This window comes from Flindersiella endophytica (assembly GCF_054779015.1).
The window spans coordinates 75,942-101,299 of the sequence record NZ_BAAGYY010000027.1; the positions used below are offsets into that span (position 1 = coordinate 75,942).

A 25,358-nucleotide genomic window follows, 5' to 3' on the forward strand; every position below is an offset into this window, starting at 1 on the left:
CGGTGGATCGGTGGGGGCTGCACCGATCCACCGCGGGCACGGCGGCGCTGACCGCTGCTGGTTCCTAGCGGGTCGCCAGCGCCGTGATCTGGGCGTCGGTCAGGATGCCCTTGTAGCTGTGCACTTCGTCGATCGAACCGTTGAAGTAGTTGGTGAAGTTGCCCTTGTACCTCACCCGGCCGACATTGAACGCACCAGTGCCGTCGAACAGCGTCACGCCGTCCGCCGACCCCGCCAGCGTCCCGTTGACGTAGAGGCGGAACTGGCGCGCACCAGAGTCATACACCCCGGTCAGGTGCGTCCACTGGTTCACAGCCACCCCCTTCGGCGAGTAGCCGGAGGGCAGCGCCGCGGCATCTGTGGCGTTGCTCACCATGCCGCCGATCATCCATCGGTCGAGATCTGGGTTGTACTGCACGAAGAACGGCGCCATCGTGCCACCGTCCTGCGACAGCACCGCCTGCCAGCCGGTCTTGGTGCTGAGGTTCGCCCAGGCCGACACGCTGAAGCTGTCCATCGTGGTCACGGTCCGGCCGGGAGCGGCGGCGTAGGCCGTGGAGCCGTTCAGCCGGAGCGCCGACTGCCCGAGCGCGGCGGCCGTCGTCCAGGTGGCGCCGCCGCTGAGCGTCAGGTCCCCGTTCTGCGGGGTTCCATCCTGCGCCACGGTGCCGGTGCCCTCCTCGAACGACCACCGGCCGACCTGAACCGAAGGCGTCACCTTGTGCACCTGCCGGATCTCGGACTCCGTGAGCGCCTTGTCGAAGACCCGCAGCTCATCGACTCCGCGCGGGAAGAAGTTCGACGCCGTCGTCCCCGAGAGCGCCCCGCCCAGCACGAGCGGCCCGCCGGCGTCCCAGATCGTGGCGTCGTCCTGCCCTGCCAACGCGCCGTTGACGTACAGCTTGATCTGGTGCGCACCCGCGTCGTAGACGCCGGCCAGGTGCGTCCACTCCCCTACCCGGGCCGGCCGGGAGTCCATCGCGGAGGCGTACGCCGGCTCGGCCGCGGTGTCGGCCGCCGGCGCCACGAACCGCCACCGGTCCTGGGTCGGGTAGTACTGCAGGTAGAACGACGACCGGTTGGTGCCGGACTGCGACGCGACCGTCGCGTAGTTGCTCTTCTGCGTCTGGTAGACCCAGGCGGCGACCGTGAAGCTCTGGTTGGTGTGCACGACAGGTCCGGCCGTCTTGCCGAACCCACTCGTGCCGTCCAGCCACGCGGCCCGGCCGAACCGCCCGCCGATCCAGCTCGTTCCGCCTTGCATGGTGATGGTCTGGCCGCGGCCGCTCGTGTCAGCAGCAGTCGTGCCGGACGCCTCGTCGAGCTTCCACTCGCCCACCGTGGCCGGTGCCGCCGGTGCCGCCACGGGTGCGCCACCGACGAAATAGCCTTGCAGCGCGACCGTCAGGTCGGGAGTCGCCCGCAGCGGTCCGATCGCCGCGGTCCCGAACTCGTTGCGAATCGAGACGATCCCGGTCGCGCCGAGCGGCGTCAGCGTGCTGCCACTCTGCACGCTGCCCGAGACGTGGGTGGTCTCCGTGGAGTACCACTGCACCGGCATCGTGGTGTGCCCCTGCCACGGGAAGTCCCTCGACGCGATGCTGATCGGGCTCGGCGCGGTGCTTCGCGAGGTCGCGCGCATCGTGAACCACGCGGCGGTGATGTCGCGCGGAATCCGGCGTTGCAGCGTGACCCGGAAGTCGCGCTTCTGCCCGCTGCCGAACGCCGACGGCGGCGTCGTCATACCGGTCGTGGTGTCGAAGACGCGTTCTGTGTAACGCATCGGCACGTACTTCGCACCGTTGCCCGGACCGAACCAGCCGAGCAGGTCGACGGCCACGTGCGCCTCGCCGCCACCGCCCTTGACGCGGATCGAGCCGTCGTCGGCGATCGGCACGACGGCCAGCTTCGTCAGGCGATCGCCGGGGTAGACGTTGAGCGCGCGCTTGCCGGTCGAGTCCTTCGCGTACGCCTCGACGTACGAAGCGGCGCTCGCGTCCGAGGCGGTGAGGTTCACCACCGCGGCCGTCGCGTTGGCCGGAACGCCACCGACGCCACGCGTCCTGATCGTCTGCACCTCGCCGTTCCCGAGCTTCGGCGACGGCGTGGTCCAGGTGCGGGTGTCGAGCATCGTGTACGGCTGCTGCAGCGGGAAGTACGCCGACGTGCTCGACGAGGTGCTGAAGTATCCCAGCAGGTCGACGATCACCTGGCTCTGTGACGTACCTCCGTTGCGGATCCGCACGACCTTGTTCACCGGATCCAGCGTGATGGCGGCTACCGTCTGGTTGCTACGTTCGGCCTGCAGGGCCAGCGTGCCGGCCTCGGTCGGGGTGTCGGCGTAGACCTGCAGGCTGCCACCGCTTCCGGAGGCCAGACTGCCGGTGACGTCGAGCACGACCGCGGTCGTGTCCGCGGGCAGGTTGGGAATCGCCAGCGTGAACGTCTCGTTCGCCGCGAACGGCCCTTGTTTTCCGCCCGTTCCGTCGTTGGTGTTCAACACCCGCCTGGTCTGCGGTGTGAACAGGCTTCCCGCGGGTGGTTGCGGCGTTCGCGGGGAGCCGAGGTTGAGAACGCCGAATCCCAGCGTGTTTCCGCGGCCGGGGCGGCTCGAGCTGTCCAGCAACAGGGCTTCCAGCTCCGCCGGATCCAGGTCAGGGTTGGCGCCGAGGTAGACAGCGGCCGCACCCGCGACGTGTGCCGCCGCGATCGACGTGCCCGTCTTGACGCCGGCGCTGAAGGTGCTCACGCCGCTGAATCCCGCCAGGTCCGGCTTGATCCGCCCATCGATGCTGGGGCCGCGACTGGAGTAGTCCTCGGCACCGCCACCGGAGGCGGCACTGGCCGGTGTGATCGCGCCGACCGCCAGCGCCCAGGGCGAACTCGCCGGCTCGGCGATGCTCATGGCTGAGTTGACATCCGAGAGGCCACTGACGTCGCCGTAAACGGTCAGGTCGTAGCGCTGCCCCGCTGTGGCACCGTTGTTCTTCACGTAGATGAAGTAGTCGTTCGCGCTGGCACTGGTGAACGTGTACGTCTCCACCGGTGTCAGGCCGCCATCCGTGGTCTTCTGCGAACGGATGGAGTAGCGGCCGCCGAGCTGCGGGTCGTTCAGGTCGACCGGTTTCCTGGCCTCGTCCATGATGTAGAGGTCGAGGTCCTGGGTCGTCCGCGGCCAGGCGTCCCACTTCAGCTCGACGGTGACCGAGCGGCCGCCGCCGACCGAGAAGCCGAGGTTCTCCGTCGAACCCGCGATCTCCATCCAGGTGTTGCCGTCGTTGTCGGCCGTCACGCCCGACATGTGCTTGTTGGCCTCGTTGCCGGCGGCCGCGATCACCGTCACGCCCTCCCCTCTCAGCCAGGCGACGACCGTGGCGGGCGTCCAGTCGGCATCGCTGGGGAAGGGGATACCGTCACCACGACCGGTTCCGGGGAACGCCAATGAGACGTTGACGACATCGACACCCTGGTCCACCAGCCAGCGCGCGGCGTCGTCGAATCCCATGGAGTCCTCGACGCACGCGAAGTACAGCTGCGCGGCCGGTGCCATGTCATGGACGACCTCGGCGACTGCCGTGCCGTGTGTACTGCCTCCGGCGTTGTCGCACTGCCCGGCGAAGATCGGAGTGTTGTCCGGCAGGTCACCGTTCTGCTTCGTCGACTCCAGCGCGCCGAATCCGACGTCGATGATGCCGACCTTGGCTCCGGCCCCTTCGCTGCCGGCGCCGTGCCAGGCAAGGGCGTTGGACGGCTGGACGCCTTCGGAGATCACTTCGAGCGGAACCGGTTGCTCCGGCCGGCGAACCTCCCGGACGGCGGCCGAGCCGGCGACTTTCACCAACGCCTTCGGGGGTACGGCGGCGCGCACCCGGTGAGAGTCGGCATCCGACACCTCGCCGCCCGCCGCGACGACTGCCTTGGTGAGCGCGCGGGAGTCGTCACCCTCCACGTACACAACGACCCGGCCGGTGCCGTCCTTCGCCAGCGGAACGGCTCTCGCCTTGCTCTTCGGCGACTCGTCGATCAAACCGGCGGCCAGCCTCACCGCGGAGTCCAGCTTCGACACCGCGTCGACCGGTGGCGGCTCGGCGATCGCTCCGGGAGGCGACACCAGCGCGCCGGCAATCGCAGCCCCCGCGGCCAGCGCGACGGCCGGCCTTCTCCAACGTGTCCAGCGACTCATGCGCAGTACTCCATCCCTGGTCGGCGACCGTAGTCGGGTTTGTTGCGGATCGACATCGTCCGGACGTAGCCCTTGTTGCCAACGGCCTGCAGCGTCACGCCGACCGGTACACCGGAGTTGTCGTTGTATTGCGGAACCACCGTCACGTGGACGATCTCGCCCGCGTCCACCCGTTCTCTGACGCACTTCTCGAAGTTGTTGTACATCTCGCGCTGGTTGGCGTCCTTGTACAGCGGGACGAGGTTCTCGCTCACGTTTCCGCGACCGCCGAGGTTGGCGCCGATCAGGTGGCCCTTGTCGTGGACCTTGCTGTTGTAGTCCTTGACGTCCGCGGACGCCCTTCCCGGCGACTTCCGGTTGGCACCCGTCCCCGGCAACTTGCCGGGCATCAGGCACGCCTCCGCACCGGTCGCCCTGCCGCCCTTGGGCGGGTCGAGCGGGTAGTAGCGGTAGTACCCCTCTTCGTACGCGCCGTTCAGGCAGCCGGCGACACGGTCGTCGTGTCCTTCCGGGTCGCCGATGTGGTGGCCCGGCAGGGGCGAGACTCGCGGATCGGGCATGCCCTCCGGAGGCTCGTCGTCCTCGGTCCGCTTGTTCGCTTCGTCGTCGTAGTCGTCCGACTTGTCGATGACGTCGGTGTCGTCGTCGGTCGAGGGCTTTGTCGGCGGGCGGAACGGCGTGGTCGTGCCCGGATCGGGTCGCCGCGGCGGGTCGTAGAGGTTGATCCACCACAGCGGCGGGGGCGGAGGCGGCGGCTTGACGGCAGGGGAACCCTTTCCGCCGCCAGGGCCCTTGCCACCGCCGCCGGGTCCACCGGAACCACCACCCGGACCAGTGGCCCACGGAAGTGGCTGGTACGGCCCGCCGGGGAACATCGAGGTGTAGCCGCTACTGCCCTTCGGGTAGTTCTTGCTGTTGCCGTTCTTGACGCACGACCCGTGGCAGGTCGGCGCGTCGGCCGTCCCCGCGTTCTGCGCCTTCGCCACCTCAATGCCCACGCTGACGACGACGGCTATGAGGATCCAGACGAAATGGCCACTCGGGTCGGTGTTCAGCATCGGGCTGGCGTTGCCGTAGGAGTACCGGTTGGCGGCCACCGACGGGTTCGTCGGCGCCTTCCACGTGTCACGGCTGGCGAACGTCCCGGTGCCCGGCGTGTACCAGCGGCTGTGCATGTTGACCGCGTTCGTCGACGGATCGGTCCACTCGCCCTGGTAGCCGAGGCCGGCCTGCTCTCCCGAGGAACCGACCACGTTGCCGAACGGGTCGAACGTCTTCTGGCCGAACGACTCCAGCCCGCGGAACCGGCCTGTGACGTCATCGTGCTGGTCGGCGTAGAGCAGCTTGGCCGTCGTCGAAGCCGCGATCGCCTTGTCCGCGACGGGTTCGCCGGACGGCCCGCGGCTGGTCACCCGCGTGCCGTCGGACACGACATCGTTCGCCATGCTGTTGTAGGTGAACGCCGTCCCGTTCCTGCTCGCGACTCTGCCGAGGCTGTCGTAGCCGTACTGTGTGCTTCCGTCCTGCACCAGCTCCTCGAACGCGTTGTACTTCATCGTTCGTGTGCCCACCGAGGCGAGACCTCCACGCGGTGTGTACGTGTAGGTCGCCGAGCCGTCGGTCGTGAGCTGGTTGCGGGCGTTGTAGGTGTAGGTCGTCGATCCGGCCTTGGTGCGGTTGCCGGCGTCGTCCCACTCGTAGGCCGTCTGGGTTCCGGACGGCGCGGTCCAGGTCTTCAACCGGTCCAGGCCGTCGTACCCGTAGGAGTTCGCCGAGCGCTGGTTGTTGTTGAGGGCCGACTTCGAGGTGAGGTTGTCGTCGAGGTCGTAGCCGTACTCCGTGCCCGTGACGACCCGTGCGCCGGCTCCACCCGGGTCGAGCTCCGTCACGCTGTCGGACGCGACCCGGTCCAGGTTGTCGTAGGTCCTGACCCGCTTGACGTACTGCCCCAGGTCGCTCTCGGAGGTGTACGCGAGCCGCCCGGCCGAGTCGTAGGTGTAGTCGATCGTCTGCCCGGACAGGCCGTCGAAAACCGCCTTCGGGTTGCCCGCCAGGTCGTACCGGAACGTACTCGAGCCACTCGCGTCGCTGCGCGTGGCCGGCCGGCTGTCGGCGTCGTAGCTGTAGGTCGCGTTGCCTGCCGCACCGCGCTGGGTCAGCAGGTTGCCGCGGTCGTCGTAGGTCAGGGTCGTTCCGCCACCCGAGCCCCCGAAGCCGGACAGCCGGTTGCCCGCGTCGTAGTCGTACGTCCTGTCCGTGCTCGTGGCCTCGGCGCCTGTGCCCTGCACCCGGCGCAGGTTGCCCTGCGGGTCATAGGTCATCGTCTGGCGTACGCCGCCAGGCATCTCGCGCCGCGCCTCTTGTCCCGCCGCGTCGTAGGCCGTGGTCCAGGTGGCGTTGCCGGGCTCGATCGTGGACTCCGGTTGGTTCCACGGCGTGTAGGTGTAGGTGGTCGCGTTCTGCCTGCCGTCGACCAGGCGCGTGTGGTTGCCCGCCGGGTCGTAGCCGAACGCCGTACGAATCGTCTTGCTCGCGTCGGCTCGTTCGTCCTGCCAGACCAGGCGATTCGCCGAGTCGTAGCCGTAGGTTCGCACCCGTCCCTCGGACGAGGTGGTCTTGGCGAGGTTGCCGTTCGCATCGAAGTCCTGCGTCCACCGGCGGCGTTCGGTCAGCGGGCTGCCGGACAGCTGGACGAACGTCCTGGCGTAGCCGAGCAGGTCGTACGTCGTCCGGGTCTCGAGTCCGCTCGGTTGCACGACCTTGGCCTCGCGGCCGAGGATGTCGTAGTCGTAGCGCGTGACCTTGTTCTCCGGATCGGTGACGGAGATCAGCTCGTCGGCCTTGTTGTGGTCGTACTTCGTCAGGCCACCCGCAGGCGTCTTGACCGACGCCAGGTTGCCGGCGTCGTCGTAGCCGTACTCCGTGATGTAGAAGGCGGGCTCGGGATAGCGGTCCCTGCTCGTCGCGGTCTTCAGCCGGTCGAAGTCGTCGTAGGTGAACAGCCGCTGGGTCTGGTTCGCGTCCACGACCGAGGCGACTTCACCGCTACGGGTGTACGTGGTGGTCGTCGTGCTCGGCAGGTCACCCACCTTCGGCTTGGTCTCCGTCCGCACGCGACCGTACGGGTCGTAGGTGCGTTCGGTCACCCGGTCGAGCGGGTCTGTCGACGTGGACGGGTTGCCGAGCTCGTCGTACGCCGTCTCCGAGACCGCCTGGATCGCCTGCCCGCCAGGTGGTGTGTAGGCGGGCAGCTGCATCGAGGTGTTCCGCCCGCGCTTGTCGTAGGTGAGCACGGTCAGTGCACCATTGGCGTTGCGCTGGTGCGTGAGGTCGCCGAACGCGTTGTAACCGTTGACGGTCTGCGGCCGGACACCAGTCCGGAGCTGACCGTTCACCCAGGTCTCGACCTCCGGCTGGGTCTCGCTGACCTGCCGGCCGTACGCGTCGTAACCGTAGTTGGTCGTGAGCCTCCTGCGGTCCGTCCTGCCGGTCACCAGGCCACGTTCGTCCCTGGTGTAGCTGATCCGCAGCGTGTCGCCGGACGTCGGCGCCACGTCCTCGCGGACCAGCCGGCCGGCCGCGTCGTAGCCGTAGCTGGTCGTCTCGGTCCGGCCGGACTCGGCGGCGCCGGTGTGGCTCTCGGTCACGGATCGACCGTCCGGACCCCTTGTGTAGGCGACCTTTCGCGCCACTCCGCCCGGGTCGAGAGTCTCGGTGGCGGGGAAACCACCGTCGTCGTACGTCGTCTCGAGGACCCGCCCGCCGGCAGAGGTCCGCCGCGTCACGTTGCCCGCGGGGTCGTACTCCCATTTCTCCTGCTGCACGTTCGCCGTGGTGACGGTGGCGAGCAGATCGTCGTCGTAGTAGGTGTAGGTCGTGACGCGCCCAATCGCGTCGCGGCTCGTCCACAGCCTCCCGGCCTTGTCGTAGGTCCGGGTCTCCAGCGTGAGCACCGTCGCCGACGGGTCCTGCGGGTCGACGCCCGGGCCGCTTGCCGTGCTGCGCAGCAGGTTGCCCTGGCTGTCGTAGGACTGGATCCAGACGGTTCCGCGCGGGTCGGTCCGGCGGACCTCCATCCCTGCGTTGCGGAACTCGATGGTCTCCTTGCGGCTGTCCGGATAGGTCGTGGCGGCCAGCTTGTTGTGCGCGTCGTAGTCGTACGACGTCTTGCGCGCGGGATCCTTGCCCGCGGTGTCGGTCTGCGTCTCCTCGAGCACGTTGCCGTTCGCGTCGTACCGATACGACGTGATCAGCCGCTGGTCGACGCCACTCAGCGAGTTGCGCGTCGCCGGTCCGGTGACGGTCTCGACCTGCGAACGTGGCGTGTAAGTGTAGATGGTGGTGCCGAACTCCGAACCCGCCGCGGACACGTTCGTCTCGCTGAGCTTGCGGCCGATGCCGTCGTAGTCGTTGCGGGTACGCAACCCCACCGGGTCGACCTGTTCCGCGAGGTCGCCGTTCGAGCGGTACTTGTACGTCGTGACCTCATCGGTGCGCCTGCCCTTCTGCTCGATCAGCAGGCCGGCCGGTGTGAGTCCGCCGCCCTCCGCGGCCTCGGTGCCGTTGGAGTACTTCCACGTCTCGACGGGTGTGGTCGACGAGCCGATCGGCCGCGGATACGTCGTCGAGGTCTGCCGGCCGGCGGTGTCGTACCCATAGCTGATGCGGTACCTCGTGTCGTCGGGGCCGGACGACCGTGCGTCGGAGTCGGACAGCTTGGCGTCGTTCTTCGGGTCCAGCGGGTTGCCGGCGTTGAGGAAGTACGTCGAGTACGTTGTCTGGCACGAGTCGGTCGCCCGGCAGGTCGTCTTCGACAGCACGTTGCCGCGGGCGTCCGTGGTGAACTTGCCGACGTGCCGGTTCTCGTCGATCTGCTCCGACAGGAACCCCTCGGAGTTGTACTTGTAGTCCCGCACCTTGCTGTCGGTGGTGGTCTTGGTGAGCCGGCCGCCGTGGTCGGCGTCGAACTCGTATGTCCAGTCGGGATACGGCCCGTGCAAGGTCGCCTTGCGGACCGCTTCGTTCTGGCTCGTCGGGTCCAGCCGCCAGTCGCGGCCGTCGGCATCGGTGTAGGTCGCCACCCGGTCGTTGATGTCGTCGTAGGTCAACGTCGTCGCGACGCGGTTGTCCTGCGGCTGGGTGACCTTCGTCAGCTGCTGTACCGGTTGTGCGGCTGCGTAGTGCTGAGCCACCGCGGTGTCGCCGAGCGTGTGCGTGTAGACGGCCACCTCGTCGATCGAGCCGGTGAAGAAGTACGTGCCGTCGTTGCCCGACGGCCAGAACTTCGTGTTCCCGACACCGACGACGAGCTCCGGCATCTCGTCGTGGTCGATCGGCCCGCTGATGGTTCCCGGCTGAGCGACGCCGTCGACATACAGCTTCTGCGAGTTGATCGCGCCGGCCAGCACGGCGTGGTGCCAGGCGCCGTCGTTGACCTCCTGCTGCGAGACGAGCTGCCGTTGTTCCGCGGTCGGCGCCCAGAACGAGCCGCGCACGAAGCCGTCGTCGCCGACGTACAGCACCGGCACGTACTTCGTCTGGGCCTGGCCGAACTGCTTGTCCGCATAGGACATCAGCACGCCGCCGCTGGTCGTCTTGAACCACAGCTCGACCGACACCGACATCACCGGACTGTGCAGCTTGGACGGCAGCACGACTCGGCTCTGTCCGTCGGGCCCACCGAAGGAGGCCGCCGTGTCGGCGGTGCCGGCGAGCGCGCCCGGCGCTCCGAGCGTCACGCTGGTGTACGTGCCCTTGTCCGCGCCGGGCGTACGAGCGTTGACGTTCTGTGCGCCTGTGCTCGCGGTCGACTCACCGAACCGCCAGTACGCTCGCGGGCGATCGTCCACGACGACCGATCGATAGTGCGAGCCGGTCTGGTAGTCGTACTTCGTGCAGTTCGGTGCCACGCCCGGATCGCACGCGTTGGTCAGCTTGTGTCCGTCGTAGATGTAGGTCCAGGAGAGCCCGGGCTGGCCGGACGCCGGCGGGTCGGTGGTCACCTTCGTGACGTGACCGCCCGTCCAGGTGAGGTAGAGCCGGCGCTTGCTGGCCAGGTTGTAGATGCTCTTGGGCTTCCCGGTCGGGCCGGCGTCGTCGTACTCCAGCTCCTCCACCAGGCCCGCCGGGTCGACGATCGCACGCAGCCGGCCCCACACGTTGAACTCCCACCGGGTGCCGGTCGAGTCGCGAAGCGTGTAGGTGCCCGGACCGCTGGCGTACACGAGCGTGAGGTTCTCGCCTTCGGGCGGCGCGTACGTCCCGTCGGCGTTGCGCCCGAACCGGATGGTCCGGCCGGACGGCAGGGTCGCGACCACGTTGCGCGAGCCGTCGACGTCCTCGACGAGCTGGGTGTCGAGCCTGGACGTCCAGCCCTGGCCGAACGCCGTGTCCGTACGAGGATCCAGGCTGTTGTACGTGCGGGCGATCGTGAGGTCCGGGCCGACGGTCGCGACGGAGTGGTCGGTCGTCTCCATGCCGAAGTTGCCGACCTGCGGGTCGAGGCCGGGAGCCGGCTCGCTGTTGGGCGTGCCACCGAGGTGCGAGGTGACCTCCGGCTGCGGCACGACGGTGGTCAGCACCAGCGGCCCGACCCAGTCGCCCGGATCGACCGTGTCGTGTGCGTGCACCCACCAGAAATAGGTCTTGCTCCACTGCAACGTGCCAGGCGGTGGTGCCCAGGTCGCGTTCGTCCAGTCCGACTGCGTGCAGCCGGTCGTGCCGTCGTCCTTGGTACAGATCCTGAACTGGAACGTCAGTCCCTTGTTCGGCCAGTGGTCGGTGTCGACGCCTTCCGCGTAGAGGGTCGGCGTGATCGTGCCGGCCCGCCCTCCCGATCCGGGCTGCTCGTAGTTGACGCTCGGCTTGACGTTCTGGACGTTGATCTCGAAGATGCCGTACGACACTCCGTAGGTCGATGGCAGGCCGAAGTCGGTGGCGCCGTCGAACATCGTGAGATAGACGTCGTAGAGGCCGGGCGCCGGCACCGGCGGCATCGGCACGTCCATGAGCACCTTGGCGTTCGGGCCGACATTGCTGGGGACGGCGGTCTGTTGCCAGCCGTTGACCGCCGTGCCGTCCTTCCGCTTGTACATGAACGCGAACTTGTGCGTGGACGGAGTCCAGGTGGTCGCACCGCGGTTGGTCACGGTCGCCTTGAGCCGGCCGGTGTGTCCGGCGGTGGGAAGCAGCACCTCGTCGACGTGGTAGGCGGCGCCTTGCGGTGAGTAGGTGACGTCGAGGTAGGGACGGCCGGGCGCCGCGGTCCCCGACGCGTTGCCGGAGGTGAATCGCTTGTAGGCGCCCGTGTCGCTCTCGTTGGCCGCGCGAACGGACAGGCCGTGGAACGGCACGATGCCGTGCGTCCAGTCGGTCACGAGGTCGGCAGGCAGGACGAAACTGGCCCGGCCCCCGGCCGCGCAGCCCGGACTGTGGCCGTAGGCGAACGACGCCTGAGCCAGATGCTGGCCGAGTGGTGCGCCCGGCCAGGTGGTGAGCGTCGAGCCGCTCCACGGCGCGCCGACCGCGAAGACGTCAACGGGCTTGGGCGTACAGGAGGCGCTCTCGATGTTGGTCAGATTCACTGTGGCGCCGACGATGTACTGGTTGCGGAGCCCGCTGGTCAGACCCGCGAAGTGCAGGTAGGCCGCCCGCGAGCGGCCGTCGGTCTTGCCGATCTGGAACGTGTCCTCGCCGGAACGGTTGCCCGGCGAGCCACTGACGACGTAGGTGTCGTCGAGGTCGGTGTTGATGGTGGTCGCCGACGGGTCGACGACGACCGGATAGGCACGGGACGGGTCCTTCAGCCACGTCGCGTCGAGGGTGACCCGGAGCTGCCAGGCGTTGCCGGCCCGGCTCAGCCTGTATGTCACTGCCCGCGACTCGACGCCGTTGTCGTCCAGCATCCAGCCGGCGGGAATGACGGCCTGCGGCCTGCCCTGCTGGTCGGCCAGGCGGATGTCACCGGTGACACGGTCGAGCGTCGGCGTCAGGCCGCGGAGATCGAGCGTGAAGTCGTAGACCGTCGGGGCCTTGGGCGAGCGAAGGATCAGCTCTTCCTTCACTCCGGTGGTGGTCGCCGCCAGTCGAACGTCGACGTCCGGGCGGGCGCCGCGGTAGGTCACGTGCTCGCCGGACAGCGAGGCCGGAGCGTCTGTCGCGTCCTGCAGGCCGAACGCGATGCTGTGACCGGCGTCCATGGCCAGCTGAGCCAGGCTCGGGCCGGCGGCGGTCGGGCCGAAGTCGACCGGGCTGGGAGCCAGCCTGGGTGCCAGGCGCCCCTTGCCGTTGGGGGCGAGGGTGAGGTCGATCGGTGCCCAGGTGCCGTCCGGACGTTGGGCGTTCACCGGCGTCGTGTAGGTGCGACGGGTCTTCGTGCCGTCGGCGTTGGCGTACGTCTCCGTCGTCGCGGTGCGTTCCTTCGGGAGCGCGACGCTGGTTTTCGCGTTGAAGCCTTGGGCTTTCGCGGGTGTCGTCCGGGTCGGCACCTTGGTCAGCCGGGTCTGCCCGGCCGGCTTCGGGTGCGTGACCGCCGGCAGCTTGACGTTGTCCGGCACCGCGCCGGGTGGGCGTACGATCGCCCGTTTGGCGCTGGGAACGGTGGTGTCGGTCGAACCGCCGGCACGGAGCTTGGTGGCCGGTTGCTGGCGTGGCGGCGAACTACTCGCTCCCGGTGGCAGGCCGGGTTGTGAAACGGGCGTATCTGCGGAAGACTGACAACCCTGCACGATGAACGCAAGGCCGATCAAAGCCACCAGCGGTCTCTTCGCCCAGCGCGATCGCATGGCCCCTCCCCAATGACGGCCGGCCGACTGCCGGCACGATCAGCCAATGAGCAAAGGGTGAGGGCGGGATCTGTAGTTTCGCTTTAGCGCACTTTTAGGCCGAGCCGCTTGAGCTCCATCCCGGCCAGCCGGGCGGTCGCGTCCGGATCGGACTCTCGCCAACGTTCAAGCAGGCTTGCGGTCTCGCGTGCTCGCCGCGACGGCTGGTTGACCAGCGCGCGCATCGCGAGCAGGTCGAGTCCCGAGGCTCCGAGCTTCCGCAGCCGATGGGCGGCCCCTGCTCGCACCGCGAACCTCAGCCGGAGCGGAAGCCACGTAAGCAGCAGAAACATGACAGGCAAGGCGAAGACGACGATCGCCAGCCAGAACGACAGGTCGTCGACCGCTTCGATCTGCCAGCGCCCGGCGTCACCGAGCTGGTCTCCGACTTTCGAGCCGGTTCCCAACGCATCGGCCAGTTTGTCCCCGACGACGGGAACTTCCGAAGCCTGCCTGGCGGCTGACCCGAACGTGTCGCGGAGCCCGCCGCCGGCGTCCACCAGGCGTTCGCCGGGAGTCCGCAACCGCTGCAACTGGTCGTGCAGGTCGAGTGCGAACCGGGCGGGGAGCACGCCGACTCCGATGGCTGCGATGTCGACGATGACTTGGACGATGAACCGAACTGGCCGCTCCGCGTACAGCTTCATGAGCCCCTCCTGGTCGCCGGTACCTCGGGAGTACCACCAGGAGGGGCCCTGACACCTCAGCACGTCAGGCGGGCCGGCGCTGGACCATTCGTACCCCCAGCGCTTTCGCGGCGACCACCAGGCCGGCGGCCGCCAGCACGATGTCCTTGAAGACGTACTGCGCTTCCAGCGTGGGGACTCCGCCAGGGAACAGGTCGCCGGGGAACAGCACCAGCGGCGACATGATTCCGACCAGCGCGCCGCCCAGCACGACCAGGCCGGTACGCAGCAGCTTGCCGCTGACGAACGTCACGCCGATGAAGCACTCGGTGATCGCCGTTACCAGCAAGGCGGTCTCGCCCGACAGGACGCCGAACGTCAGCTTCTCGATCGTACGGATCACCAAGTCCTGCGCGGGACTCACGCCCGGGAAGAACTTCAGGACACCGAAGGCGAAGAACACAATGCCGAGGCTGATCCGCAGGACATCAACGCTGTACCGGGCAAGCAGGTCTGCCGCCCACCCAAGTGCGCGGTCGAACCCTGCCGGCATGGCGGGCAGGTCTTGCTGTCGAGGCTTGTAGTCGGTCGAGGTGGACATCGTTTCAGCTCCAGTCCGTAGGGGTGGTTCACGTTGACTGGACTCAGCCTCGCCGGGAACGGCAGCGCGCGCGTCGGCCGAGCGGCGCCACTTCGACTGCACCCTGGCCGGCGTGTTGGAGGCCGTTCGGCGTGGTGTGTACGCCAGCGGGAGTAAGGCGGGATGCGCCGGCGGTGCGATGCCGCGGACCCTGCTTGACCGGCAGAGTCGTGGCATGACAGAGCAGACAGGACAGAAGCAGACTCGCCCGTTCCGGTTCGGAGTCGTCGGCGGGGCTGCCGATGTGAAGGGCTGGACCGAGCTCGCCCGGAAGGCGGAGGACCTCGGCTACGACGCGCTCGTCTCACCGGATCCGCAGCACGGCCTCGACCCGATCACCATGTTGTCGGCAGCGGCGGCGGTGACGACGAGCCTCCACGTGGGCACGTTCGTCGCCGTCGACGCCTTCCGTGACCGCAGGATGCTTGCCTGGCAGGCCGAAACGCTGCAGACACTCTCCGGCGGCAGGTTCGAGCTCGGCCTCGGCACCGGACGGCCGGATGCGGGCGAGCAGGCGTACACCCTCAGTGGCGTCGACTACGGCACCACCGAGGAACGAATCCGGCGACTCGCGGACACCGTGGCGTATCTGAAGGGCCGGCCCGTACGTCCCCCGCTGTTGCTGGCCGCCGCCGGGCCGAAGATGCTCGCGCTGGCCGCCCGGGAGGCGGACATCGTGACGCTGGCGTGGGGTCCGACATCCAGCGAGAGCAAGGCGAAGTCGACGATCGCGAGGCTGCGGGCGGCCGCGGGTGAACGACTCGCCGAGATCGAGCTCGCGCTCAACCTCCTCGCTGCCGGAGACAAGCCGGCACCGTGGCTGGAACGCTTCACCGGCGTGAGCATGGCCGACCTGCTCGCGGCCAAGCCGGTCACCGTGCTGCCCGGTTCGCCCGAGCAGGGCGCGGAGACGTTGCTGCGCTGGCGAGCGGAGCTCGGCATCTCCTACGTCACGATCAACTCGGGCTTCCTCGACGAGCTCGCACCGGTGGTCGCGCTGCTGAAGAACGGCCGACCAGGGGGCGCCTAGGATCCGCCTCAGATCCGGGCCGAGATGCCGTCGAGCAGGAACGTCAGGCCGAGCTCGAACTGTTCCTCGGCGGTCGGCCCGGACGGATTGGACAACCACTCGGTCAGGTGAGGCACCTGGCCGTCGGCGGCGGCGAGGTCGCGGACGGCGCCGATCGCGGCGAACAGGCTGCCGGCGTCAGTCAGGCCTTGCGCGCGCTCGAACCTCGCTTCCTCGGCCTCCTGCAGTCCACTGCCGACGATGTACCGGTCGAGCAACGCGGCGTAGGTCATCGCCAGCGCGGTCGATACGCCTTGCTCCAGCAGCACGGTGAGCACGAACTCCGTACGCAGCATGCCGCTCGGGCCGGCGGGCGGGCGGCTGTGCACCAACTGGGCGTACCAAGGGTGGCGCTGCGTCATCTGCCGCGTCCGGATCGCGAGCGTCCACAGGTCGGTGCGCCAGTCGCCACTCGGCCGCTCGGGCAGCGAAACCTCCGCGACGGCCGCGTCGAGCATCAGGTCGATCAGGCCCTCCTTGCTGTAGACGTAGCGATAGAGCGCCATCGGCGAGTAGGAGCCGAGCCGGGCCGCCAGCGTCTTCATCGTCAAGCTCCGCACGCCCTGCTCGTCGGCGAGGTCGATCGCCGCGGCCACGATCTCCTCGCGGCCGAGCGAGCGCTGCCGCCTGGGCGGCGGTGGTTGGTTCCAGATCACGCTCAACGGCTCGGGCATGGATCGAAGTTTATCAGCTACACTTCCGGTTTACTATATAAACTTTCTGGAGGCTGGTTTCTCGTGTCCGCAGATCCACAGGACTTTTCCGACGTCCGGCTGGGCGTCGTGCGCGGCATCTCGTACGGCCTGTTCGGCCGGCCCGACGAGTTCGTGCCGCAGGCTCGCTCGCTCGGCGCCGGGCTGATCCGCGCGTACGTCTTCTGGAGCCAGGTCGAGCCGTCGCCCGGGCGCTACGACTGGGAGGCGGTCGACGCGCTGCTCGCCCAGCTCGAAGGCGCCGAGGACGTCGAGCTCTGGGTGACGGTCTGCTCCAGCTCGCGATGGGCGACCCGGCAGCCGACCGACTTCCTGCCGCCGTCGCCGGCGAAGGACCAGCGGGCGTACGGCGAGTTCGTCGAGCGGCTGGTGCGGCACTGCGGTGGCCGGGTGCGCTACTGGCAGTGCGACAACGAACCGAGCAACGACCTGCTGTTCGCGGGGACCGCGGAGGAGTACCTCAGCCAGCTGCGGACGTTCCACGGGGCGGTCAAGGCCGCGGCGTCCTCCCTGTCTTCGGAGGCGTTGGTCGTGCTCGGCGGCTGTGGGTACGACGTGCTGAGCTCGGCCGCCGGCAGCCCGGAGCGCCGGTTCTTCGAGCACCTCACCGACATGGGGCGTGCTGCGTTCGACGTCTTCTCCGTTCATCTGTACGGCGATCCGGTGCGTGTGCCGGAGTTCGTGGAGACCGCGCGGAAGCTGATGCGCGCGCACGGCTACCTCAAGCCGATCGTCGCCGGCGAGCACGGCGGGCCAGTACCGTTCGAGTTCCCAGAGGCCGAGGCAGCGATGCGGGCGGTGATGATGGAGGCGTTCGCCGCGCCCCCGCCGGTGGCCCAGAGCACGGATTCCCTTGCGGAGCAGGCGAAACAGGAGACGCCGGAGCGCCGGGCGCTGCGGGCGCTGTACGACCGGATGGACTCGCTGCCGCCGAAGGTGCGGATGTTCATGACCGGCTGCCCGCCGGAGCTGGAGGCCGCGCGGCACCGGATCAACTGCCGGCAGCTGGTCGCGCGCACGCTGCTCGCACTGTCGTCGGGAGTACGCCGGCTGGCGTACTGGAACCTCGCGAACGAGGTGCCCGGGCCGGTCGACCACCTGATGATGATGCACCTGATGTTCGGCAAGCTGCCGTTGCTCGCGTACGACGGGAAGGAGCTGAGCGTTCGGCATCCGGCGGCGGACACGTTCGCGTTGCTGGCCGGGTTGCTCGAGGGCGTGCGGCGGGTGACACCGGTCGCTGCCGGCGGGACGATCTACGCGTTCCAGGTCGAGCGTTCAGGGCGCCCGCCGCTGTTCGTCGCCTGGGACCACCGTGACGCACTGGAGGGTGAGCACCAGCCCGCGGTCCGGATCGCCCTGCCCTGGCCGGCGCCGCAGTGGGGTGGTGGTCGGGGGCAGGGTGGCGCGGTCGACGCGTTCGGCGACCCTCACCCGGTCGAGGTGGGCGACGGGCGGATCACGTTCGACGTCACGGACACGCCGGTCTTCGTCGAGCCAGGGACAGTGGCGGGACAGCCACTGGTGGGGTCGCGTGCGGGGTGAAGTTAGGCTACCCTTACCAAGGGAGGTGGCTATGAGACCGTCCGCCGCCGAAGTGGCTCGTACGCTCGCTCGGGGTCCGCTGCGTGGCTCACTGCGGATCGCGCTCGGCACCCGCCTGAAGGACGTCCAGCATGCCGGCGACTCGTCCGGGCGGCCGCTGGTGCTGGCCAAGGACGGCTCGCCACTGGCAGCCGCGCTCCCCTTGCCCGGCGCGCCCGGGCCGACGGCGCTGCTGTACGTCCAGGACGTTCCGCCGGTCGATGGCGCGCCCTCGCTCGGAGCGGTGCGGATCGCGGGCCGGCTGCGGCGGCTGAGCGAGGCCGAGGTGGCCGCGGCCAAGCTGGAGTTCGCAGACGCCAACCCGGCCAACGACCTGCTCGACGTCGGTCACGGCGCGACGATCGGCCGGCTGGAGGTGGAGCGCGTCCAGCTCGAACCGTCGGACTGGCTCGTGCACGACGCCGGACTCCACCGTCCGATCCACGACCTCGACCTGGACGCGTATCGCACCGCGCCGGCGGACCCGCTCCACGCCATCGAGCGCGACCTGCTGCTCGACCTGTCCGACCACCACACCGCCCAGATCGAGAGCTACCTGCGCTGTGCCCTGAGCGCGGCCGGGCTGGCGTGCGTGGCAGCTCCACGTACCGTCCGCGTCGACCGGTACGGCTTCACCGCCGCCACCGGTGCGCCGGAGTCCTCGCCGCCGGACCGGCGCTGGGTTCGCGTGGCGTTCGCCCGTCCCGTCCGCGACCACCGCGACCTGGCCGCGCTGCTGCACCCGCTGCTCTTCCACAGCCGCCCCACCTGAGACCTCGGCCGCTCAAGCGTTCCGACGTTCCTCCTGCTGTCTGACCAGCTCCTCGACCGCGCTCGGCAGCGTGGTCTCGAAGTCGATCAGCTTCGCCCAGGTCGGAGTAACGACGATCCGCACCATGCCGTCGCTGTAGAGCGAACGCACCCCCGCCTCCCACTCGACCCGTTGCTCGGGCGTCATCTGGTAGGTGGTGTTCGCCTCGAGGTACTCGTCCGGGATGCCGTCGACGTAGTCCAGCTCGGCCCGCCCCCGGATGAGCAGGATCTTGGGCGGGTGCACTTCGGTGTCGATCGTCAGGGCCACCATCGGGTTGGCGTCCAGGGCCCGGAGCTTCGGCGCGTTCTTCGCCGTGCACATCACGATCTCCGCGCCGTTCCAGGCGAACCCGATCGGGACGTTGCGGGGCGTGCCGTCCTTGGCGACGTAGGCCAGCCGGGTCAGGTCGCGCGCCAGCAGTTCCTGACTGATCGGCCGGTTCAGAACCTCGGTGACTTCTTCCTGCTGCATGGTCGTCTCTCCTTCTTTCCTGGTAGGTCGCGACGGGCGGTCAGCTGATCTGTTCGGCCAGCCCGACGAAGATCCCTTCCGGGCCGCGGACGTAACAGAGCCGGACGCTGTCCTCGAACCGCACCACCTCGCCGACGAGTTCGGCGCCGTGCTTGCTCCGCAGGCGGGCAACGACGTCATCGATGTCGTCGACGGCGAACATCACGCGATGCATGCCCACCGTGTTGTGCGGAGGGTTCTCCCGGCCGGTCCCGATGACCGCTGGACTGCGGTATTTCGCCAGCTCGAGCCGGCTGTGGCCGTCCGGCGTCCGCAACATCGCGATATCGCAGCGGACGCCGTCGAGCCCGACGCAGCGGTCCGCCCAGCTGCCCTCGACCTGCGCTCTGCCCTCCAACTCCATACCGAGTTCGAGGAAGAACGCGACTGCCGCATCGAGGTCGTCGAAGACGATGCCCACGTTTTCCATCCGCTTGATCGCCATGGTGGATCTCCTTCTTCACCGCGCGGCCGGTGTGGCCGCTGATGTACCAAGGACGGAGCCGGCGCCGCGTTCTCGACACCGGGCCAGAACGTATTTTCCAGCCGTCAACTCATCGCGGCGCGCGGTCAGCAGAGCCACCGCGGCATCAGGGGCAAGGTCTCGGAGCTCGGCGAGGACGCCCAGCCAGTGGGCGGCCGCCTCGGTGCGCCGGCCGTGGGCGTGGAGAGACTCGCCGCGACGACGGTGATCGCCTTGCTGGGCTACGTTCTGAGCGTTCCGTGGCTGGATCCCGTCGCGCTCGGCGCGGGGCTCGTGCTCGCCGCAGTCTCCCTCGCCCTGTCCCGGCTGAAAGCGGCGACGTAGCCGCTGGATGTGGAGGCGCTGGCCCGCGGTGTCCAGCTGTCGGCGGGGTCACCGGCCACAGACGCCCACGCCTCGAACGTGGGCGCCACATCTCCCCGCAGGCCGGCCGCCGGGGAGGATCTGGCCCGGCGGCCGGCGGGTGTCTGGGCGGTCGAGGGTCAGCCGGTGGCGGAGCGGTTGCCGGCCTCGTCCACCGCGCGGACGCTGGAGGCGCCCCAGTCGGTGGTGCCGGACGTGCCGCCGTAGAACTCGGTGAAGCCGGTCCAGTTGACGATGTCGTACTGGATCTCGGCCTGCGGTGTCACGTCGTCGGTCGAGGGGTCCCAGGTGGTGAGGAACACCGTGCCGTCTCCCGTGGCCTCCCGCCGGACGCGGCCCGGTGTCGTGGGTGCGGTGGTGTCGGTGCTTGGTGGCAGGGTGACCTCGACGGGTGCGCTCGGCGCTGACTCCAGGAAGTTCGGCCCGGAGTTCTTCGGGTCGTCGGTGAACTCACCGTAGATCGCGGTGAAGGTATGGGTCGTCCCCGAGCGCAGGCGCTGCAGCGTGGCCTCGGACTTCCCGGCGTCGGTGATGAACTCCTTCGCGTCGTTGTCGTAGATGTAGATCCACCAGAAGTTGTTGTTGGCCGGCGGCGTCCAGGCCAGCGTGACGGTGTTGCCCGAGACACGCGCGACGCGTACGTCCAGTGGCGGCTTCGACGGGTCGACGTTCGCCAGGGCGGCCGGGGCGGTGCCCAGCGCCGCTGCGCCGGCCAGGAGCGCGGCGCCGGTCGTGACGAAGAATCCTCGACGGTTCAGCAAGACGATTACCCTCCTCGGCGGGTACGCCGCGCCCCGCCGTGGTCGTGTGGTGGTTGAGCCTTCACCAGGTACTACGGAAGGGCGGCCACAACGGATCTGCGCGTGACCGCAAGCGGACGCGTCGAGACAACGACCTGAGCGGTCAGGCGTCGCGGCCGGAGGCCTGGCGGGCGCGGAACGCCGCGGCCTTCACGCGGTTCTGGCAGGCGGTCGAGCAGAACTGGCGGGTGGCGTTGCGCGAGGTGTCGACGTAGACGCGGTCGCACTGGCCGGCGGCGCAGACGCCGAGGCGCCCGGCCAGCGGGCTGCCGATCGCCAGCGCGAGCGCGGTGGCACAGCCCGCGCTCCAGCCGACGGCGTAGGTGTCCTCGTAGCCGTGGAAGTGGATCTGCCACGGGTCGCCGCCGATCCGGTCGAGCTGTGGACGCGCGCCGGTCTTACGTAGCAGGGCGTTGAGGTCGGCGGCCGCCGTGTCGAACGAGCCGTCGGCGGCGGCCTGGAAGACGGCGCGCATGCGGCTTGCCGTCTCCGCCAGGTACGCGGCCTGGTCCGCCGGCACAGCTTCGGCCGACGGCAGCAGATCGGTGACCGCCGCGCCGAGCTCGTCGTCGCGCGGTGCCGTGAACGGGCGGCCGTGCCGCGTGCCGTCGGTCAGGCCGTTGACGAGCGCGACCGCGACCTCCAGCAGCGTCGCCACGTGACTGTCGAACATCACTTGACCAGTCACTTCCAATCGTCATATGGTTACGCCGTAACTGACCATATCCGATTAGGCAGTGACGGAGGTTTTCGCGCCATGCCCCGGGTGATCTGGCTGCTGGTCGCCGCCCGCGCGATCAACCGGCTCGGCGCGTTCTCGCTGGCGTTCCTCACCATGCTGATCAGTACGGACTTCGGCGTCAGTGCCGCGACGGCCGGGCTGGTCTCGGCCGGGTTCGGGCTGGCGACCATCCCGTCCAGGCTCGCCGGCGGCTGGCTCGCCGACCGGCTCGGGCAGCGGCGCACGATCGAGCTCGGGTTGGTGGCGTGCGCGGTCGCCCAGCTCGGCATCGCCTGGTCGACCACGCTCCCGGCGGTCGCCGGGTTCGCGGTGCTGCTCGGGCTGGCGTTCGAGCTGTACGAGCCGCCGAGCCAGGCGATCATCGCCGACGTGGCGGGGTCGGACCTGCGGGTACGCGCGTACAGCCTGCTCAACGCCGCGCTCGCCGGTGCCGGCATGGGCGCGGGGCTGCTGGCCGCCGGCCTCGGCCGATGGGACCTGCGCTGGCTGTTCGTCGCCGACGCGGTGACGTGCCTGGCCTGCGCGCTGATGATCCGGCTCGCCCTGCCCGCGGACAGGCGTCGGCCGCCAGGCGAAGCCGCGGGTGCAGCCGGCGATGCGAGTCCGTGGCGGGACCGCGGTCTGATCGGCCTCTGGGTCGCCGGAACGCTGGCCGCGCTGGTCTACATGGCGGCGATCACCTGCCTGCCGCTGGCGATGGCAAGCCGTGGCCTGGAACCCGCCGACGCCGGCCTGCTGGGTACGGTCTCGGCGCTCACGATCATCGCCGGCCAGCCGCTGCTCCGGCTGCGAGCGGTGAACGAGTTGGCCACCCCGGCCGCGCTGGTCGTCTCGTACCTGCTGCTGGCGGCCGGGCTCGCCGGATACGCGACGGCGACGAGCGTTCCGGCGTTCGCGATCTGGACGGTGTGCTGGAGCGCCGGCGACCTGCTGCTGATGGGCCGGGCGTTCGCGCTGGTCGCCGACCTCGCTCCGCCCGCGGCGACCGGCCGCTACCTCGCGGCGTACGGCACCTGCTGGGGCATCGCCGCCGTCGCGGCGCCGGTCGCGGGCACGCGATTGCTGCAGTCCGCGGGACCGGCCTGGTTGTGGTGCACGCTCGCGGCGACCTGTCTTGTGCTGGCAGTCGCTCACCCGATGCTGGCGTACGCGGCCGGCCGCGGGCGGGCGCGGGCGCTTGCCGCCGGATCGGCCGGGTGACCGACAGGTCGCGGGGCAGCAGCAGGGCCTTGGCCGGGCGGACAGGTGGACATCGCGAGCCTGCGTCTCCACGTCGAGCGGCCGGGTCTACCCAGGGCGCCGGTCGTATGCCAAGCGTGCGGGTCTCAGCGCGAGGCGCGGACGGGCGAGGGCGCTTGCTGCCGGATCGGCCGGGTGACCTGCTTGGCGACGCAGGCGGGGATGCCTTCGGTCTCGCCCTGCGCCACCCGACGGTAGGTGCTCGGCGACATCCCGACCAGCTCGGAGAACCGCGTGCTGAACGTACCCAGCGAAGAACAGCCGACCGCGAAACAGACATCGGTGACCGACAGGTCACCCCGCAGCAACAAGGTCTTGGCCCGCTCGATCCGCCGCGTCATCAGATAGCTGTACGGCGACTCGCCGTAGGCCGCCTTGAACTCCCGGCTCAAATGCCCCGCCGACAGATGGACACCACGGGCCAGCGCCTCCACATCCAGCGGCTGCGCGTACTCCCGATCGATCCGGTCGCGGACCTTCCGCAGCAGGCGAAGCTCACGCAGGCGCGGATCGGTTTTACTGCTCACAGCTGACAGGGTGCCCCGCCAACCGCCCCGCTGTCCAGCGGTAGGGAGCCGGTTTGCGATCACTCCAGGATCGCGGCAGGAGCTCCGGCCACGGGTGGCCGCGGCCAGCCGGTGTGAGCGCGCCGGCCAGCCGGTCGGCGATCCGGTCGAGCACGGCACGCCACGCAAGAGCTTGTGAATGAGATCAACCAAGCGCACGGCGTTCGGTTTGTTCTTCGCGAGCGGTGCCAGGACGGGTTCGGAGGAGCTTGGCTGTTGTCTGACAGCGGTGACCGGCGTGCAGTTCTGAAGCTCAACACCGACGTGGCGCACCGAATTGGGCATCTGCCGCAGCTCATCGACAGGATCCGGGCCGCCGGCTATCCGACGCCGCGATGGCTCGCGGCCGGCGAGACCGTCGACGGCACTGCGTACCATGTCGTGGATTTTGTCTCAGGCGAGCCGATGTCGCGTTCCCCATTGACACTGCGCCTGGTCGAGAACCTGATCGAGGTGATTGAACGCCAAGCCGGCCTCGATCCCGATCGGACGGTCGATTGGGCAGGGTATGTCTGGGAGTGCGCGTTCGGCAACGGCGAAAACGATCGCGAACTGCCCAGCCGCGGGGCCTTGCCCCACCCGAGCGTCAATACGATCTTGCGACCGCCTCAGGAGGCATGGGACGTTCACCGACAGCGCCTGGGTAGGAACCCGCCTCGAAGCGTCGGGCGGCCTCTCCGCCCGGCGCTGGACCTCGGTCTGGAGCTGCGTTAACCCAGAAGGTCCTTCAGCACCGCGATCAGCTTGTCGGGGTTACCTTCCTGCCAGGGCTGCGCCGGACTGATCTCGGCTGCCTGGAAGTTCCTCACCAGCTCCGCCTCGAAGCGCCTCTGGTCGTTTCCGGACTTGGTCAGAGCCTTGAACACGAGCATCGTACGGAGCTGGGAGAACGAGAGGTTCAGGTCTGCGCCGTAGGCCTTGGTCAACCTGGTCGGGGACAGGTCCTCGCCGACGCCGACGCCGGGGAGACCCGGAATCGGTTGTGTGAAGTGCACGATCTCGTCGACGAAGAAGCTCGCCTTGGTCGCGCCCTGGCCGCCGCCGACCGGCTGCTGCTGGAAGGCGAGCAACCGACCGCACAGTTGCATCGCCGACGGCTTGTCCTCGGTGTAGAGGACGATCGTGTCTCGAACGGTGGTGGCGGACTCGTGGCTTCCGAGCTTGGCCCAGGTCACCTCCGGCAGTTGGCGGACCTCGCCGTACACCAACGGGGCGCACCGGGGCAGGACGTTGAGGTAGACCCGGCAGCCGATGGAGCCCTGAGTGGGTTCGGCGATCGGATAGCCGTCCGGGTGAGAGATCAAGGCGGCACTCTCCACCTCCCCCGGTGTGCGGGGCGATCCCGGCTGGGTCGCCTTGTTCATCTGTGCGCGCACCGCTCCGGCCCGGGGCAGCGGCCCACCGCCGAGGTTGTCGGCCGTCCGGATCAGCCTGACATAGTCGTCTGGCGACGGCGGGTTGTTCAGCGCGGCCTTGGTCTCGGAGCGCTTGTAGTACTGCTCGTAGAGCGTCCCCCAGTCAGCGATCCTTCCCTTGTTGTACGCATCGAAGACAGTGAGAAGGAATGGCTGGTCGTTGGCCGGGAAGTCGGAGAAGGACGCCGGCCGCTGCAGGGTGGTCCGGGCGGAGGTCAGCTGGCTCGGCTCGACGGAGAACCCGGGCCCGAACACCGGCCGTCCTCTCGGCTTCTCGCTCCGCCGATCTTCGACCTCCTTCTCCTTCTCTGGTTCCTTGCCCTTCGACTCCTGCTTTCCCTGTCCTGTCGTACCGCCCATGGTGAAAGCGGACGCATAGGCCTTACGTTCCTCACCGATCTCTTCCAGGGAAGCGCCCTTCAACAGCAACGAGTAGAGGTTGGCGAGGTAGGCGAGCTGGAGATCGAGGTTCTGATCGGTGGGACCGAACCAGTCGGTCAGGTTGCGCCACAGCCGTTCGCTCGTGCTCGGCAGCGCTTCGAGCCTCTTCTTGATCTCCTTGCGCTGTTTCTTGTCCGGCACCTTCTTCAGCACCTTCATGTCATGCTTGTTCACCGGAATCCGCTGAACGGTGAGGGCGACCGCGGCGTTTCCAACGGTGCGCTGCAGGCGGAGTATCGCGTCATGGGGCAGCGGAGTCGGTCGTGGATCTGGAGTCGTCGACCCCACCCGCTCAGGCCGCCTCGGCCGGATCCGATCATGCACAGCGCCCTCCCCGGGGCTCGTGC

Annotated in this window: 17 protein-coding genes; 6 read left to right on the forward strand and 11 right to left on the reverse strand. The window is 69.0% G+C overall.

Features of this window, described 5'->3' with window-relative positions; genetic code table 11:
- Window positions 1-64 precede the first annotated feature (64 nt).
- From ACYVF6_RS32645 to ACYVF6_RS32660, 4 genes are all read right to left on the reverse strand, one after another.
- Complete coding sequence (locus ACYVF6_RS32645) at window positions 65-4,183, reverse strand: LamG-like jellyroll fold domain-containing protein (RefSeq protein WP_460526762.1); 4,119 nt, start codon at window positions 4,181-4,183, stop codon at window positions 65-67.
- Complete coding sequence (locus ACYVF6_RS32650; protein WP_460526764.1) at window positions 4,180-12,738, reverse strand: RHS repeat-associated core domain-containing protein; 8,559 nt, start codon at window positions 12,736-12,738, stop codon at window positions 4,180-4,182. The genes ACYVF6_RS32645 and ACYVF6_RS32650 overlap by 4 nt, the downstream gene beginning before the upstream one ends.
- 311 nt (window positions 12,739-13,049) lie before the next feature.
- Window positions 13,050-13,652 (reverse strand): hypothetical protein, encoded by a 603-nt coding sequence (locus tag ACYVF6_RS32655; RefSeq protein ID WP_460526766.1) that lies wholly within the window; start codon window positions 13,650-13,652, stop codon window positions 13,050-13,052.
- A 64-nt stretch (window positions 13,653-13,716) separates the two neighbouring features.
- Window positions 13,717-14,232: a DoxX family membrane protein gene (locus ACYVF6_RS32660; RefSeq protein ID WP_460526768.1), complete on the reverse strand. Its 516-nt coding sequence runs from the start codon at window positions 14,230-14,232 to the stop codon at window positions 13,717-13,719.
- 214 nt (window positions 14,233-14,446) lie between these two features.
- On the opposite strand from ACYVF6_RS32660, the gene ACYVF6_RS32665 reads away from it, so the two are divergent.
- Window positions 14,447-15,301 (forward strand): LLM class flavin-dependent oxidoreductase, encoded by an 855-nt coding sequence (locus tag ACYVF6_RS32665; protein WP_460526770.1) that lies wholly within the window; start codon window positions 14,447-14,449, stop codon window positions 15,299-15,301.
- Between the two features lie 8 nt (window positions 15,302-15,309).
- On the opposite strand, the gene ACYVF6_RS32670 is transcribed toward ACYVF6_RS32665, so the two are convergent.
- Window positions 15,310-16,014 (reverse strand): TetR/AcrR family transcriptional regulator, encoded by a 705-nt coding sequence (locus ACYVF6_RS32670; protein WP_460526772.1) that lies wholly within the window; start codon window positions 16,012-16,014, stop codon window positions 15,310-15,312.
- A gap of 63 nt (window positions 16,015-16,077) precedes the next feature.
- Here ACYVF6_RS32670 and ACYVF6_RS32675 point away from each other — a divergent pair, with 63 nt between their 5' ends.
- Window positions 16,078-17,598: a hypothetical protein gene (locus tag ACYVF6_RS32675; protein ID WP_460526774.1), complete on the forward strand. Its 1,521-nt coding sequence runs from the start codon at window positions 16,078-16,080 to the stop codon at window positions 17,596-17,598.
- Window positions 17,599-17,629: 31 nt separating this feature from the next.
- Complete coding sequence (locus tag ACYVF6_RS32680) at window positions 17,630-18,409, forward strand: hypothetical protein (RefSeq protein ID WP_460526776.1); 780 nt, start codon at window positions 17,630-17,632, stop codon at window positions 18,407-18,409.
- Between the two features lie 12 nt (window positions 18,410-18,421).
- On the opposite strand, the gene ACYVF6_RS32685 is transcribed toward ACYVF6_RS32680, so the two are convergent.
- Both ACYVF6_RS32685 and ACYVF6_RS32690 read right to left on the reverse strand, forming a co-directional pair.
- Window positions 18,422-18,922: a pyridoxamine 5'-phosphate oxidase family protein gene (locus ACYVF6_RS32685; protein WP_460526778.1), complete on the reverse strand. Its 501-nt coding sequence runs from the start codon at window positions 18,920-18,922 to the stop codon at window positions 18,422-18,424.
- 40 nt (window positions 18,923-18,962) lie between these two features.
- A complete protein-coding gene (locus ACYVF6_RS32690) occupies window positions 18,963-19,406 on the reverse strand; it encodes a VOC family protein (RefSeq protein WP_460526780.1) in 444 nt (147 codons plus the stop codon).
- A gap of 213 nt (window positions 19,407-19,619) precedes the next feature.
- On the opposite strand from ACYVF6_RS32690, the gene ACYVF6_RS32695 reads away from it, so the two are divergent.
- Window positions 19,620-19,769, forward strand: a complete 150-nt coding sequence (locus tag ACYVF6_RS32695; protein ID WP_460526782.1) for a hypothetical protein — start codon at window positions 19,620-19,622, stop codon at window positions 19,767-19,769.
- A gap of 158 nt (window positions 19,770-19,927) precedes the next feature.
- On the opposite strand, the gene ACYVF6_RS32700 is transcribed toward ACYVF6_RS32695, so the two are convergent.
- Entirely contained in the window at window positions 19,928-20,569 is a 642-nt protein-coding gene (locus ACYVF6_RS32700) for a fibronectin type III domain-containing protein (RefSeq protein ID WP_460526784.1), read from the reverse strand.
- A gap of 142 nt (window positions 20,570-20,711) precedes the next feature.
- Complete coding sequence (locus ACYVF6_RS32705) at window positions 20,712-21,296, reverse strand: CGNR zinc finger domain-containing protein (protein WP_460526786.1); 585 nt, start codon at window positions 21,294-21,296, stop codon at window positions 20,712-20,714.
- A gap of 69 nt (window positions 21,297-21,365) precedes the next feature.
- Between ACYVF6_RS32705 and ACYVF6_RS32710 the strand changes: the two genes are divergently transcribed.
- Window positions 21,366-22,550, forward strand: coding sequence for an MFS transporter (locus ACYVF6_RS32710; protein ID WP_460526788.1), 1,185 nt, complete (start codon window positions 21,366-21,368; stop codon window positions 22,548-22,550).
- Between the two features lie 125 nt (window positions 22,551-22,675).
- Here ACYVF6_RS32710 and ACYVF6_RS32715 read toward each other — a convergent pair whose 3' ends face one another.
- A complete protein-coding gene (locus ACYVF6_RS32715; protein ID WP_460526790.1) occupies window positions 22,676-23,116 on the reverse strand; it encodes a helix-turn-helix transcriptional regulator in 441 nt (146 codons plus the stop codon).
- 174 nt (window positions 23,117-23,290) lie between these two features.
- Between ACYVF6_RS32715 and ACYVF6_RS32720 the strand changes: the two genes are divergently transcribed.
- On the forward strand, window positions 23,291-23,869 hold the full coding sequence (locus ACYVF6_RS32720; protein ID WP_460526792.1) for a hypothetical protein: 579 nt from the start codon (window positions 23,291-23,293) through the stop codon (window positions 23,867-23,869).
- Here the strand turns inward: ACYVF6_RS32720 and ACYVF6_RS32725 are convergent.
- Window positions 23,866-25,185: a hypothetical protein gene (locus tag ACYVF6_RS32725; protein WP_460526794.1), complete on the reverse strand. Its 1,320-nt coding sequence runs from the start codon at window positions 25,183-25,185 to the stop codon at window positions 23,866-23,868. The genes ACYVF6_RS32720 and ACYVF6_RS32725 overlap by 4 nt on opposite strands.
- Window positions 25,186-25,358: the final 173 nt, after the last annotated feature.

Bases quoted from the DNA above. Each gene is read 5' to 3' on its own strand.
- ACYVF6_RS32655 (WP_460526766.1), bottom strand. From the start codon at position 13,652: ATGAAGCTGTACGCGGAGCGGCCAGTTCGGTTCATCGTCCAAGTCATC.
- ACYVF6_RS32645 (WP_460526762.1), bottom strand. From the start codon at position 4,183: ATGAGTCGCTGGACACGTTGGAGAAGGCCGGCCGTCGCGCTGGCCGCG.
- ACYVF6_RS32665 (WP_460526770.1), top strand. From the start codon at position 14,447: ATGACAGAGCAGACAGGACAGAAGCAGACTCGCCCGTTCCGGTTCGGA.
- ACYVF6_RS32680 (WP_460526776.1), top strand. From the start codon at position 17,630: ATGAGACCGTCCGCCGCCGAAGTGGCTCGTACGCTCGCTCGGGGTCCG.
- ACYVF6_RS32710 (WP_460526788.1), top strand. From the start codon at position 21,366: ATGCCCCGGGTGATCTGGCTGCTGGTCGCCGCCCGCGCGATCAACCGG.
- ACYVF6_RS32690 (WP_460526780.1), bottom strand. From the start codon at position 19,406: ATGGCGATCAAGCGGATGGAAAACGTGGGCATCGTCTTCGACGACCTC.
- ACYVF6_RS32670 (WP_460526772.1), bottom strand. From the start codon at position 16,014: ATGCCCGAGCCGTTGAGCGTGATCTGGAACCAACCACCGCCGCCCAGG.
- ACYVF6_RS32685 (WP_460526778.1), bottom strand. From the start codon at position 18,922: ATGCAGCAGGAAGAAGTCACCGAGGTTCTGAACCGGCCGATCAGTCAG.
- ACYVF6_RS32660 (WP_460526768.1), bottom strand. From the start codon at position 14,232: ATGTCCACCTCGACCGACTACAAGCCTCGACAGCAAGACCTGCCCGCC.